At 67.9% G+C, this 11,723-nt stretch carries 12 protein-coding genes; 11 read left to right on the top strand and 1 reads right to left on the bottom strand.

Annotation, left to right across the window (positions count from 1 at the left end; genetic code table 11):
* Complete coding sequence (locus DBV14_RS21715) at window positions 1-672, bottom strand: TetR/AcrR family transcriptional regulator (protein ID WP_260397171.1); 672 nt, start codon at window positions 670-672, stop codon at window positions 1-3.
* 314 nt (window positions 673-986) lie between these two features.
* Between DBV14_RS21715 and DBV14_RS21710 the strand changes: the two genes are divergently transcribed.
* The 11 genes from DBV14_RS21710 to DBV14_RS21660 form a co-directional block, all read left to right on the top strand.
* Window positions 987-1,415: a VOC family protein gene (locus DBV14_RS21710; RefSeq protein ID WP_124461956.1), complete on the top strand. Its 429-nt coding sequence runs from the start codon at window positions 987-989 to the stop codon at window positions 1,413-1,415.
* Window positions 1,416-1,485: 70 nt separating this feature from the next.
* Window positions 1,486-2,604 carry a sugar ABC transporter substrate-binding protein gene (locus DBV14_RS21705; protein ID WP_124461954.1) on the top strand — a complete coding sequence of 373 codons (1,119 nt, stop codon included), beginning with the start codon at window positions 1,486-1,488 and terminating at the stop codon, window positions 2,602-2,604.
* Window positions 2,605-2,638: 34 nt separating this feature from the next.
* Window positions 2,639-4,213: a sugar ABC transporter ATP-binding protein gene (locus DBV14_RS21700; RefSeq protein ID WP_124461952.1), complete on the top strand. Its 1,575-nt coding sequence runs from the start codon at window positions 2,639-2,641 to the stop codon at window positions 4,211-4,213.
* Window positions 4,210-5,184, top strand: a complete 975-nt coding sequence (locus tag DBV14_RS21695; protein ID WP_124461950.1) for an ABC transporter permease — start codon at window positions 4,210-4,212, stop codon at window positions 5,182-5,184. The genes DBV14_RS21700 and DBV14_RS21695 overlap by 4 nt, the downstream gene beginning before the upstream one ends.
* Complete coding sequence (locus DBV14_RS21690) at window positions 5,181-6,149, top strand: ABC transporter permease (protein WP_124461948.1); 969 nt, start codon at window positions 5,181-5,183, stop codon at window positions 6,147-6,149. Before DBV14_RS21695 ends, DBV14_RS21690 begins: the two co-directional genes overlap by 4 nt.
* Window positions 6,150-6,198: 49 nt before the next feature.
* The gene (locus DBV14_RS21685; RefSeq protein WP_124461946.1) at window positions 6,199-7,272 is read left to right on the top strand and encodes an SDR family oxidoreductase; all 1,074 of its coding nucleotides are present in this window, start codon (window positions 6,199-6,201) and stop codon (window positions 7,270-7,272) included.
* 28 nt (window positions 7,273-7,300) lie between these two features.
* Window positions 7,301-8,086: an SDR family NAD(P)-dependent oxidoreductase gene (locus DBV14_RS21680; protein WP_124461944.1), complete on the top strand. Its 786-nt coding sequence runs from the start codon at window positions 7,301-7,303 to the stop codon at window positions 8,084-8,086.
* An 11-nt stretch (window positions 8,087-8,097) separates the two neighbouring features.
* The gene (locus DBV14_RS21675; protein ID WP_124461942.1) at window positions 8,098-8,886 is read left to right on the top strand and encodes an SDR family NAD(P)-dependent oxidoreductase; all 789 of its coding nucleotides are present in this window, start codon (window positions 8,098-8,100) and stop codon (window positions 8,884-8,886) included.
* A 66-nt stretch (window positions 8,887-8,952) separates the two neighbouring features.
* Complete coding sequence (locus DBV14_RS21670) at window positions 8,953-9,741, top strand: SDR family NAD(P)-dependent oxidoreductase (protein WP_124461940.1); 789 nt, start codon at window positions 8,953-8,955, stop codon at window positions 9,739-9,741.
* A complete protein-coding gene (locus DBV14_RS21665; protein ID WP_124461938.1) occupies window positions 9,741-10,544 on the top strand; it encodes an SDR family NAD(P)-dependent oxidoreductase in 804 nt (267 codons plus the stop codon). The genes DBV14_RS21670 and DBV14_RS21665 overlap by 1 nt, the downstream gene beginning before the upstream one ends.
* Window positions 10,545-10,626: 82 nt before the next feature.
* Window positions 10,627-11,723, top strand: a 1,097-nt coding sequence (locus DBV14_RS21660) for an S-(hydroxymethyl)glutathione dehydrogenase/class III alcohol dehydrogenase (RefSeq protein ID WP_124461936.1), incomplete at its 3' end; no start/stop codon positions are given.

Genomic DNA, 11,723 nt, shown 5'->3' with positions numbered 1-11,723 from the left:
TCAGCTGCGCGCGTTCTTCAGCACCAGCGGCGTGCCGGCCAGGAACGCGTCGACGCGAAAGCCGATGGCGCGGTCGAGGTCCTTGGGAATCGGTTGCTCGTACACCCACTTGCGCACGCCGATGTAGAACACGCTCGAGTGCATGGCCCACACCAGCTCCAGCTCGTCTTCTTCTTCCTGCGGCGTCTTCGGGTCGGGAATGTCGAAGCTGTGCCGCATCTCCGCGGCAATGACCTTGAAGTGCCGCTCGCGCAGCCGGCTCAGGTACTTCTGGTTGATGCCGCCGCGCGTCAGCCCGGCGAACATGAAGATGCGCACCCACTCGCTGCGCAGGATGAAGCGCGCGTAGTCCCGCAGGTAGCGCTTCAGGCGGTCGGCCAGCGGCACGGCGCGGTCGGCCAGCCACTCTTCCCACTCGGGGTTCCAGCGCCGCACGAAGATTTCTTCGTACACGCGATCGACCAGCGCCTCCTTGGTCGGGAAGTAGCGGTACAGCAGCGGCTGCGTGATGCCCAGCTCCTTGGCGAGGTCGCGCGTGCTGGCCTCGAAGCCGTGGCTTGCATAGAAGGCGATCGCGTTCTGCACGATCTGGTGTTCCCGGTCTTCCGGCGCGAGGCGCCGCCGCGCGACCGGGGCGGCCGCCTCGTCGGCAGCGGGTGCGGTGCTCGTCATGCGCATGGGCTTCCTGCTTTCATTTGATATTTTAATTATCGATTGAACATTAAAAGGGCGGAGGGAAGGGGCTCGCCGGGCCAGCGATGCGGCTCCCGCTGGCATGCATGTTAGGGGATCGCCAGGCCGCGGCACTGTTTCGCGACTCTTCCTATGGGAACGGGGCGATAAAAGGCCTGTGGCAGCCCATTGAAAGCAGCGGAAACATCGTGCCGATTTCTGTTTCGCTCAGCGCAACCTAGGGAAAACGAGAGGACGTCGCTGGATTCTTGCGATCTACTATTTATCAATCGATCATTTAAAAGGATTCGGAAATGCCCATCTCGCGGCTCGGTCACTACTCGGTGCGGACATCGCAGCTCGCCGCGTCCGTGCAGTTCTATACGCGGGTCCTCGGCCTGCGCGAAGGCTTTCGCCCGGCCTTCGATTTCCCGGGCGCCTGGCTCTACAACGGCGACGACGAAGCCGATTTCGGCGTGGTCCATCTCATCGGCATGGACGAGCGCAACCCCTCGGGCTTGCGCGACTACCTCGGCGACAGGGCCACGGCCAGCGGCACCGGCTCGCTCGATCACCTCGCATTCATCGCCACCGGCGTGGCCGAGTTCCGCCGGGGCCTGTCGCGCGAAGGCATTGCCTTTCGCGAGCGCACCGTGCCCGGCCTGCGCCTGCACCAGGTGTTCTTCGAAGACCCCTCGGGGGTCACGATCGAAATGAATTTCCCCGCGCACGAGGTCGCCTAGAACCCCGGCGCCTGCACGGCCGCACTGCTGCATTCCTGCTTCTGCCTTTCAACAAAACCGGAGACAAACCATGAACCCCACCTTCCGCCACACCCTTCGCCACGTCTTGCCCCTGGTGGCCTTCGTCGCCGCGGCCTCCGCCGTCTCGGTATCGAGCGCCGCCGAGACCTTCCTGCCCGCCTGCTACAAGCCGGCCGCCGGCGTCAGCACCACGGTGAGCTACCCCGCGCGCAAGGGCCCGTACCGCGTGGCGCTGGTCAACGGCCACACCGGCATTCCATGGCGCATGCAGATGATCCAGCAGACCCGCGCCTGGGCCGCGCGGCCCGACGTGGCCAAGGACATCAAGGAACTGAAGGTGGTCAGCACCGGTGCCGACGTGGCCAGCCAGATCGCCGCCATCGACAACTTCATCCAGGCCGGCTACGACGCCATCGCCTTCATCGCGGTCAACCCCAAGGCCTTCGATGCGGTGATCCGCCGCGCGAAGAAGGCGGGCACCGTGCTCGTGTCTTTCGACAACCCGGTCGACAGCCCCGACGTGCTGCGCATCACGCCCGAGTGGGTCGAGTTCGAGGGCGACATCAAGACCCAGGCCGTGGTCGACCTGATGCCCGTGAAGAAGGGCAAGCTGCTCGAAGTGCGCGGCCTGCCCGGCAACTCCACCGACCGCGACCGCCATGCGGGCGTGCGCAAGGTGCTCGACAAATACAAGGACATCTCGGTGGTCGAGGTCACCGGCAACTGGGACACCGGCACCGTGCAGAAGGTGGTGGCCGATGCCATCGCGGTCAACGGCAAGTTCGACGCGGTGGTCTGCCAGCACGGCTGCCGCGGCGTCACCAGCGCCATGAAGGCGGCCAACCATGCGCCGGTGCCGGTGGGCGGCGACGCGGAAAACGGCTTCGTCAAGGCGCTGATCGACCAGAAGATTCCCGGCATCTCGGTGTCCACCTCGCCGGGGCAGGGCCCGGTGGCCATGCGCGCGGCCATCGCGCTGCTGCAGGGGCAGACGCTGCCGTCGCTGGTGAACCTGCCCACGCCGAACGTGCTCACGAAGGACATGAAGCCCGGCGTCAACTACTTCCCCGACCTGCCGGACAGCTACGAAACGGTGTCTAGCTACGCCGCCTGCGGCATCAGCTTCACGCCCGACGAGATCAACAAGTTCAACCCGGACAACAACTGAGCCGGCGCACGCCCGCAAAGCCTGGAGATCCAGAGTGAACAACGACTATCTGCAACTGGTCGGCGTGAGCAAGCGCTACGGAGGCATCGCCGCGCTCAGCGACGTGTCCTTCAGCGCCGCGCGCGGGTCGATCCACGCCATCCTCGGCGAGAACGGGGCGGGCAAGAGCACGCTCATGAAGACGCTGGCCGGCGTGGTGCGGCCCGACGCCGGCGTGGTGCGGCTCGATGGCCGCGAACTGCGCATGACGGGCCCCGCGCAGGCGCTGGACGAAGGCATCGTCTGCATCTTCCAGGAGCTGTCGCTGGTGCCGCACCTGAGCGTGGCCGCCAACATCTGCCTGGCCAACCCGCCGCGCAACCGGCTCGGGCTGATCGATCCGCAGCGCCAGAACCAGATGGCGCGCGAGGCCCTGGCGCGCATCGGCTGCGACCGGCAGATCGACCTGCGCGAGCGCTGTATCGACCTGCCGCTGTCGCAGCGGCAGATCGTGGAAATCGCCAAGGCCGTGGTGCGCCGCCCGCGCGTGCTGATCCTCGACGAGGCCACCTCGGCGCTCACCGCGGAAGATGTGGAGAAGGTCATGCGCCTCCTGCGCACATTGCGCGAGGAAGGCACCTGCGTGCTCTTCATCTCGCACCGCATGCACGAGGTCGATGCGCTGGCCGACACCTGCTCGGTGTTTCGCAACGGCGAGCACGTCAGCACCTTTCCCGCGGGCACCAAGCCGCATGAAGAAATCGTGCGGCTCATGATCGGGCGGCCGATCGCGCAGGTGTATCCGCCCAAGCCCGAGCCGCTGCCCACGTCGGTGCGGCCCTACCTGCAGGTGAGCGGCCTGCGCTCGGGCGCGCAACTCAAGGGCGTCGAGCTTTCCGTGCGGCCCGGCGAGATCGTCGGCCTCGGCGGGCTCGACGGACAGGGCCAGCGCGAACTCATGCTGGCGCTGGCGGGCCTGCTGCGCGACGTGCGCGGCGACATCCGCATCGGCGAGCAGACCGCGCCGCCCGATGGCCCGCGCGGCGGCAGGCGCGAGGCCTACCGCATGGCGCTGATTCCGGAAGACCGCAAGACCGAAGGCCTGATGCTGGGCCAGTCGGTGCACGACAACCTCGGCGTTTCCGCGCTCGGGCGCATCAGCCGCTGGGGCGTGGTCGACCATGCCGCCGAGCAGGCGCTGGTTTCCGGGCTGGTGAAGACGCTGCAGATCAAGGCACCCGACACCCGCGTGGCCGTGTCCACGCTGTCGGGCGGCAACCAGCAGAAGGTGGTGCTGGCCAAGTGGCTCGCCACGCAGCCCCGGCTGCTGTTGCTGATGGACCCGACGCGCGGCGTCGACGTCGGCACCAAGCAGGAAATCTACCGCCTGTTCCGCGACCTGGCAGCCAAGGGCCTGGCCATTCTTTTCTATTCCACCGACTGCGACGAACTCATCGGCCTGTGCGACCGCGTGCTCGTGATGTACGACGGCCAGGTCCGTGCGTCGCTCGCGGGCGCAACGCTCACCGAAGAACAGATCCTCATGAACGCGATGAACCTCGGGCGCAAGGACGACGCGCCCGCCAACGACAGCCGGGTGCACGCCACGGCCTGGGAGTGCGCCGCATGAAATCCGCCTCGCTCCATCTGCGCCACCACGCGCGCACGCTGCTGGCGCTCGGCCTGCTGGCGGTGCTGCTGGTCGCCTTTCTTTCGATCCACCCGCGCGGCGCCTCGGCGGCGGTGCTCACGGCCTGGTCCAACCAGGGCGTGGCACTGGCGCTGGTGGCCATCGGGCAGACGCTGGTGGTGCTCACCAGCGGCATCGACATTTCCATCGGCGCCATCATGGCGCTCAGCAACTGCGTGGCCTCGGTGCTGGTGCAGGGCGACCCCGTGCAGGTCGCGCTGGGCGTGGCCGCGGTGCTGCTGGTGGGCACGCTGTGCGGCGTGGTGAACGGCATGGTCATCGTCTATGCGCGCATCCAGCCCATCGTCGCGACGCTGGCCACCGGCACCATCTACACCGGCGTTGCGCTGCTGGTGCGGCCCACGCCCGGCGGCGAGGTCGATGCGGGCCTGAGCGACGCCATGACCGGCACGCTGGGCGACCTCGTGCCCACCTCGCTCGTCGTGCTGGCCCTGGTGGTGCTGCTGGTGTGGGAGCCGCTGCGGCGCTCGCTCACCGGGCGCACGCTGTTCGCGCTCGGCTCGGCGGAGCAGGCGGCCTACATGTCGGGCCTGTCGGTCGACCGGGCCAAGATCGTGGCGTATGCCACGGCGGGCCTGTTCGCCGGAATGGGTGGGCTTTTCCTGGGCTTCCAGACGGCCAGCGGCGACGCCGCCATCGGCCTGCCGTACACCCTCAATTCGGTGGCCGCCGTGGTGCTCGGTGGTGCCGCGCTCAGCGGCGGCGTGGCCAGCGTGCTGGGCACCATCGCCGGCGCCTTCATGCTGCGCACCATCGGCAGCCTGATGTTCTTCACCGGCGTGCCGCCGCTCGCGCAGCCGTTGTTCGAGGGGCTGGTTCTGATCTGCGCCGTCGCGCTGGGCGCCGCGCGCTTGCTGCGCATCCGCAACCGACTGGAGATCTTCCGATGAGCACGCTCGCACTTCGCTCCCACCTGCGCACCCAACTGAAGACCCCGACCGGCGCCGTGCTGCTGGCGCTCGCGGCCTTGCTGCTGCTGGGCGGGGCGCTGAACAGCCAGTTCTTTTCGCCCACCTACCTGCTGCTGCAATTGCAGAGCGGCGCCTTCCTCGGCGTGATCGCGGCCGGCGCGACGCTGGTCATCCTGCTGGGGCACATCGACCTGTCGGTGCCCTGGACGCTGACCGTCGCGGCCACCGTGGGCACGGCCGTGGCGCGCGCCCAGGGCGGCGCGTGGGCCGAACTCGGCCCGCTGGCCGGCATTGCCGCCGGCGCGCTCATCGGGCTGCTGAACGGCGTGGGCGTGGCCTACCTGCGCATTCCCTCGCTGATATGGACGCTGGCGGTCAACACCATCCTGCTGGGCGCGGTGGCCTTCTACGCCGGCAACACCGTCATCTCGAGCGAGCCTTCGCCCGTCATGGCCGCGCTGGGCGCGGGCCGCAGCTTCGGCGTGCTGCCCAACGCGGTGCTGGTGTGGGTGGCGGTGTCGGTGCTGGTGGTGTGGGTGCTGCGCCGAACACTGATGGGGCGCTACATCTATGCGGTGGGCACGCGCGAGGTGGCTGCCCACATGTCGGGCATCGACACGCGCCGCGTGATCCTCGGCGCCTTCGTGGCCTCGGGCGTGTGCAGCGCCATCGCGGGGCTGCTGCTGGCGGGCTATGCGGGGCAGTCGTACCAGCGCATGGGCGACCCCTTCCTGTTGCCGGGCATCGCGGCGGTGGTGGTCGGCGGCACCAGCATCCTGGGCGGGCGCGGGCGCTACGGCGGCACCGTGGCCGGCGTGTTGCTGATCACGCTCATGAGCAGCATGCTGTCGCTCATGCACGTGCCCGAGGCCGTGAAGCAGATCTGCTACGGGCTCGTCATTGTCGTGATGGTCGGCCTCTACAGCCGCAGGCAGGGCGCCTGAGGCCCGAGACCCGAGTTCCCGCGCTGCATTCACATCCAAAGGAAACGTCATGTTCGACAAACGCGCACTCATCGTCGGCGTCACCGGCATTGTCGGCAACAACCTCGCACGCCAGCTGCTGGCCGAAGGCGGCTGGGAGGTGCATGGCATCTCGCGCAAGCCGCCGCTCGGCCTGTCGCGCGTGAAGCATGTCGCGGTCGACGTGCTCGACGCCGAGGCCACGCGCCAAGCGCTGGCCGACACCCGGCCCACGCACGTCTTCTTCTGCACCTGGACGCGCATGTCCAACGAGGCCGACAACTGCCGGGTCAACGGCGCCATGGTGCGCCACGTGCTCGATGCCGTGAGCGGCCCCGGGCAGGCGTCGGTGCGGCACGTGGCGCTGGTCACCGGCACCAAGAACTACCTCGGTCCGTTCGACATGTACGCGCGCAACCAGCCCGAGACCCCGTTCCGCGAAGACCAGCCACGCCTGCCCATCGACAACTTCTACTACGTGCAGGAAGACGTGGTGTTCGAGTTCGCGGCGCGCCATGGCTGGTCGTGGAGCGTGCACCGGCCGCACACCATCGTGGGCTATGCCGTGGGCAATGCCATGAACATCGGCGTCACGCTCGCGGTGTACGCCTCGGTCTGCAAGGCACACGGCAGGCCCTTTCTTTTTCCCGGCTCGCCGACGCAGCACGCGGGCCTCACCGACGTCACCGATGCGCGCCTGCTGGCGAAGCATCTGGCGTGGGCCGCCACCACGCCCGCCGCGCGCAACGAGGCCTTCAACGTGGCCAACGGCGACGTATTCCGCTGGAAGCGGCTGTGGGGCGTGATCGGCGGCCATTTCGGGCTGGAGGCCGCGCCGTACCCGGGCGAGCAGGTACCGCTGCAGCAGCAGATGGCCGACATGGCGCCGCTGTGGAACGGCCTGGTGCAGGCGCACCGGCTGCAGCCGCACGGCATCGACGAACTGGCCTCGGCCTGGCACACCGACCTTGACCTGGGCCGCCCCATGGAGTGCGTCAACGACATGAACAAGAGCCGACGCCTCGGCTTCGTGGGCTTCCAGGACACCGAGCGGTCGTTCCTCGACCTGTTCGACCAGCTGCGCCACGAACGAATCATTCCCTGAACACAGACAACGAACGGAGAACAACACCATGGACAAAGGCTTGAAGGATCGCGTCGCGATCGTCACGGGCGCCGGGGCCGGCATCGGCTTCGAGACCACGCGGCAATTCCTGGAGGCCGGCGCGCGCGTGGTCGCGGCCGACCTCGACACCTCGGCGCTGGAGGCACTGGCCAGCGACCGCCTGCACCCGGTGAAGGCCGACATGCGCGACGCCGATGCGGCCGAACGGCTCACCCGCGAAGCCCTGCAGCGCTTCGGGCAGATCGACATCCTCTTCAACAACGCGGGCGTGGCCACCGCGCGCGACGGCTTCCTGAAGATCAGCGACGAAGACTGGCAAGCCACCTTCAACCTGAACCTGATGGGCTACGTGCGCATGAGCCGCGCGGTGCTGCCGCACATGCTCGAACGCAAACGCGGCGCACTGGTTCACTGCGCGTCCGAGACCGGGCGCATTCCGCATCCGCTGTTGCCCGACTACAGCGTGTCGAAGGCCGCGATCCTGATGCTCTCGAAAATTCTTGCGACCGAGTTCACCGGCCAGGGCGTGCGCTCGAACGTGGTGTCGCCGGCGCACGTGCGCACCGCGCTGTGGGACCGGCCGGGCGGCTTTCTCGATTCGCTGGCGGCCAAGTACGGCTCCGGCCGCGAGGAAGCCGTCGACATCTTCCTGAAGACCGCGAACATTCCTTCGGGCCGGCTCGGCCGCCCTGAAGACGTGGCGGCGGCCGTGCTGTTCCTCGCTTCCGACCAGGCCGACTTCATCACCGGCGTGGAGCTGGCGGTGAACGGCGGCGTGACCAAGTTCGTGTGAGGGGCGTGCACATGCAACGTTTCGAACAGCGGGTGGTGCTGGTCACCGGCGCGGGCTCGGGCATCGGTGCCGCGGTTGCGCAGCGCCTGGCGCAAGAGGGTGCATCGGTGATCGTGGCGGACCGCGACCTGTCGGCGGCCACGGCCGTCGCGGCCTCGCTCGCGGCCGAGGGGCGGGGCGCCTTCGCCGTAGGCCTCGACGTGACGAACAGCGACGACATCGCCAGCGCCATCGAGTGCGTGCGTGCGCGCCACGGCCACCTCGACGCGCTCGTCAACAACGCGGGCATCCACCACGGCGGCAGTTTCGAAGACACCGACATGGCGCAATGGCGCCGGTTGATGGCGGTCAACGTCGAAGGCACGATGAGCCTGTCCCTGGCCGCGCTGCCGTTGCTCAAGGCGGCGGGCCGGCCCACGGCCATCGTCAACCTGTCGTCCATCTCCGGGCTGGGCGGCGACTTCGGGCAGGCCGCCTATGCCACCAGCAAGGGGGCCGTCACGCACCTCACGCGCAGCATGGCGCTAGACCTCGCCAAGTTTGGCATCCGCGTGAACGCGGTGTGCCCCGGCTCGGTAAGAACGCCGATGTTCGACGCGGCCATTGCGAAGCTCGACCCCGCGAAGGTCGAGGAAGCCTTTGCCAGGGCCTACCCGATGGGTCGCATCGCGGAGCCGGCCGAAATTGCCGCCGCCGTCGCGTTCCTCGCCTCGGACGATGCCTCGTTCGTCAACGGCGTGAACCTGCCCGTCGACGGCGGGCTCACGGCCCACAACGGCGCGCCGCGTTTCGACGGCTGAGGCCGGGCCGCTTTCTGCCTCGTCTTCTCCTCCTCACGAATTTCACCCACGACAACAGGACTCCCCATGGACCTCGGACTTGAAGGCGCACGCGCGCTCGTCACCGCATCGACCGGTGGCATCGGCCGCGAAATCGCTCGCACGCTGGCCCGCGAAGGCGCCACCGTCTACATCAACGGTCGCACCGCGCAGGCGGTCGATGCGGCCATTGCCGACCTGCGCGCGCGCACGCCGGGCGCGCGGCTCGAAGGGCTGGTGGCCGACAACGGCGGCGCGCAGGGTTGCGCCGAAACCATCGCGCTGCTGCCCGAACTCGACATCCTGGTGAACAACCTCGGCATCTACGAGGCCGTGCCCTTCACGCAGACCACCGATGCGCAGTGGCTCGAAAGCTTCGACGTGAACGTGATGAGCGGCGTGCGGCTTGGCCGCCACTACGTCCAGGGCATGCTCGCGCGCGGCAAGGGCCGCATCGTCTTCCTGTCGAGCGAGGCCGCCATCGCGCCCGCGCCGGAACTGCCGCACTACAGCGCCTCGAAGTCGATGACGCTGGCGGTCTCGCGCACGCTGGCGGAGCTGACCAAGGGCACCGCCGTCACGGTCAATGCCGTCGTGCCGGGTTCGACGCGCACCGAGGGCGTTCGGGTCTTCGTGCAGGGCCTGTTCCCCGAGCTTTCGTACGAAGAGGCCGAGCGGCGTTTCGTCGCGGAGAACCGCAGCACCTCGATCATCGCGCGGCTCATCGATCCCGCCGAGGTGGCCGACCTCGTGGCCTTCGTGTGCAGCCAGCGCGCGAGCGCCATCAACGGCGCGGCGCTGCGCGTGGACGGCGGCATCGTCCGCTCGATCTACTGATGAGCGGCACGCCTTCCTACAAGGCATTGCCGTACGCACCCTTCGACGGCCTGCTCGACTTTCGCGGCAAGACCGCGGTGGTGACGGGCGGCGGCGACGGCATCGGCCTTGCCATCGCGCGGCGCTTTGCCGAGGCGGGCGCACGCGTGGTCGTCGGCGACCTGCAGGCGGGCCGTACCGGCGAGCTCGCAGCCGAAGGGCTCGACGTGCGCCACGTGCCCACGGACGTGACCGTGCAGGAACAGGTCGACGGCCTGCTCGATGCGGCGATGGCTGCGCACGGCCGCATCGACGTCTTCGTGAACAACGCGGGCATCTATCCGCTGCGCCCGGTGGATGACGTCGACGGCGCCTTCTGGGACCGCATGTTCGCGGTGAACTGCAAGGCAATGTTCTTCGGCGCGCAGGCGGCCAGCCGCCGCATGAAGGCGCAAGGGCAGGGCGGCGCCATCGTCAATCTGTCGTCGATATGCGGCCACAAGCCCATGCCCAACCACTGCGCCTACGACGCGTCGAAGGGCGCCGTGCTGGCGATGACGCGCAACCTCGCGCTTGCACTGGCGCCGCACGGCATCCGCGTGAACTCCGTGTCGCCGGGGCTCACGGCCACGCCCGGCAACCTGAAGCCGGAACTGTTCCGCCAGCTGCAGGACAGCGGCGTGCTCGACCACATTCCGCTGCGCCGCCAGGCCGAACCTTTCGAGATTGCCAGCACCGTGCTGTTCCTGGCCTCGCCGATGGCGAGCTACGTGACGGGCACCGACCTGCTGGTGGACGGCGGCTGGTTCCTGCACGGCATCTGAACCGCGCCGCGCATTTCCTCTTCCTTTCTTTCTTTCTTTCTTTCTTTCTTTCTTTCTTCTCTTCACTCTTGTTCAACGACACATGAAAACCAAAGCCGCCGTCGCCTGGAAATCCGGAGCCCCGCTGACCATTGAAACCGTCGACCTCGACGGTCCCCGTTTCGGCGAAGTGCTGGTCGAGATCAAGGCCACCGGCATCTGCCACACCGACTACTACACGCTCTCGGGCGCCGACCCCGAAGGCATCTTCCCCGCCATCCTGGGCCACGAAGGCGCGGGCATCGTGGTCGACGTCGGCCCCGGCGTCACCACCCTGAAAAAGGGCGACCACGTCATCCCGCTGTACACGCCCGAATGCCGCCAGTGCAAGTTCTGCCTGAGCCGCAAGACCAACCTGTGCCAGCTCATCCGCGGCACGCAGGGCAAGGGCCAGATGCCCGACGGCACCTCGCGCTTCAGCCTCGATGGCCAGCCCATTGCTCACTACATGGGCACCAGCACCTTCAGCAACTACACCGTTGCGCCGGAAATCTCGCTCGCCAAGATCCGTGAAGACGCCCCTTTCGACAAGGTCTGCTACATCGGCTGCGGCGTCACCACCGGCATCGGTGCGGTGATCTTCACGGCCAAGGTGGAAGCCGGCGCCAACGTCGTGGTGTTCGGCCTCGGCGGCATCGGCCTCAATGTGATCCAGGGCGCCAAGATGGTGGGTGCCGACAAGATCATCGGCGTCGACCTGAACCCCGAGCGCGAGGCCATGGCCCGCAAGTTCGGCATGACGCACTTCATCAACCCGAAGGACACCGAGAACGTCGTCGATGCCATCGTGCAGCTGACCGACGGCGGCGCCGACTACAGCTTCGAGTGCATCGGCAACACCAAGGTGATGCGCCAGGCGCTGGAATGCACGCACAAGGGCTGGGGCCGCAGCATCATCATCGGCGTGGCCGAGGCGGGTGCGGAAATCAGCACGCGGCCGTTCCAGCTGGTCACCGGCCGCAAGTGGGAAGGCTCGGCCTTCGGCGGCGCACGCGGTCGCACCGACGTGCCGAAGATCGTCGACTGGTACATGGAAGGCAAGATCAACATCGACGACCTGATCACGCACACCATGCCGCTGGAGGACATCAACAAGGGCTTCGACCTGATGAAGCGCGGCGAGTCGATTCGCGGCGTGGT

This window comes from Variovorax sp. KBW07 (genome assembly GCF_003852515.1).
Taxonomy (GTDB): Bacteria; Pseudomonadota; Gammaproteobacteria; order Burkholderiales; family Burkholderiaceae_C; genus Variovorax.
This window is presented reverse-complemented; position numbering and strand designations above follow the sequence as displayed.

Excerpts from the sequence above, each read along its gene's own strand:
- DBV14_RS21665 (WP_124461938.1), top strand. The coding sequence starts at position 9,741 with ATGAGCGGCACGCCTTCCTACAAGGCATTGCCGTACGCACCCTTCGAC.
- DBV14_RS21690 (WP_124461948.1), top strand. The coding sequence starts at position 5,181 with ATGAGCACGCTCGCACTTCGCTCCCACCTGCGCACCCAACTGAAGACC.
- DBV14_RS21695 (WP_124461950.1), top strand. The coding sequence starts at position 4,210 with ATGAAATCCGCCTCGCTCCATCTGCGCCACCACGCGCGCACGCTGCTG.
- DBV14_RS21675 (WP_124461942.1), top strand. The coding sequence starts at position 8,098 with ATGCAACGTTTCGAACAGCGGGTGGTGCTGGTCACCGGCGCGGGCTCG.
- DBV14_RS21670 (WP_124461940.1), top strand. The coding sequence starts at position 8,953 with ATGGACCTCGGACTTGAAGGCGCACGCGCGCTCGTCACCGCATCGACC.
- DBV14_RS21680 (WP_124461944.1), top strand. The coding sequence starts at position 7,301 with ATGGACAAAGGCTTGAAGGATCGCGTCGCGATCGTCACGGGCGCCGGG.
- DBV14_RS21705 (WP_124461954.1), top strand. The coding sequence starts at position 1,486 with ATGAACCCCACCTTCCGCCACACCCTTCGCCACGTCTTGCCCCTGGTG.
- DBV14_RS21715 (WP_260397171.1), bottom strand. The coding sequence starts at position 672 with ATGACGAGCACCGCACCCGCTGCCGACGAGGCGGCCGCCCCGGTCGCG.
- DBV14_RS21685 (WP_124461946.1), top strand. The coding sequence starts at position 6,199 with ATGTTCGACAAACGCGCACTCATCGTCGGCGTCACCGGCATTGTCGGC.
- DBV14_RS21710 (WP_124461956.1), top strand. The coding sequence starts at position 987 with ATGCCCATCTCGCGGCTCGGTCACTACTCGGTGCGGACATCGCAGCTC.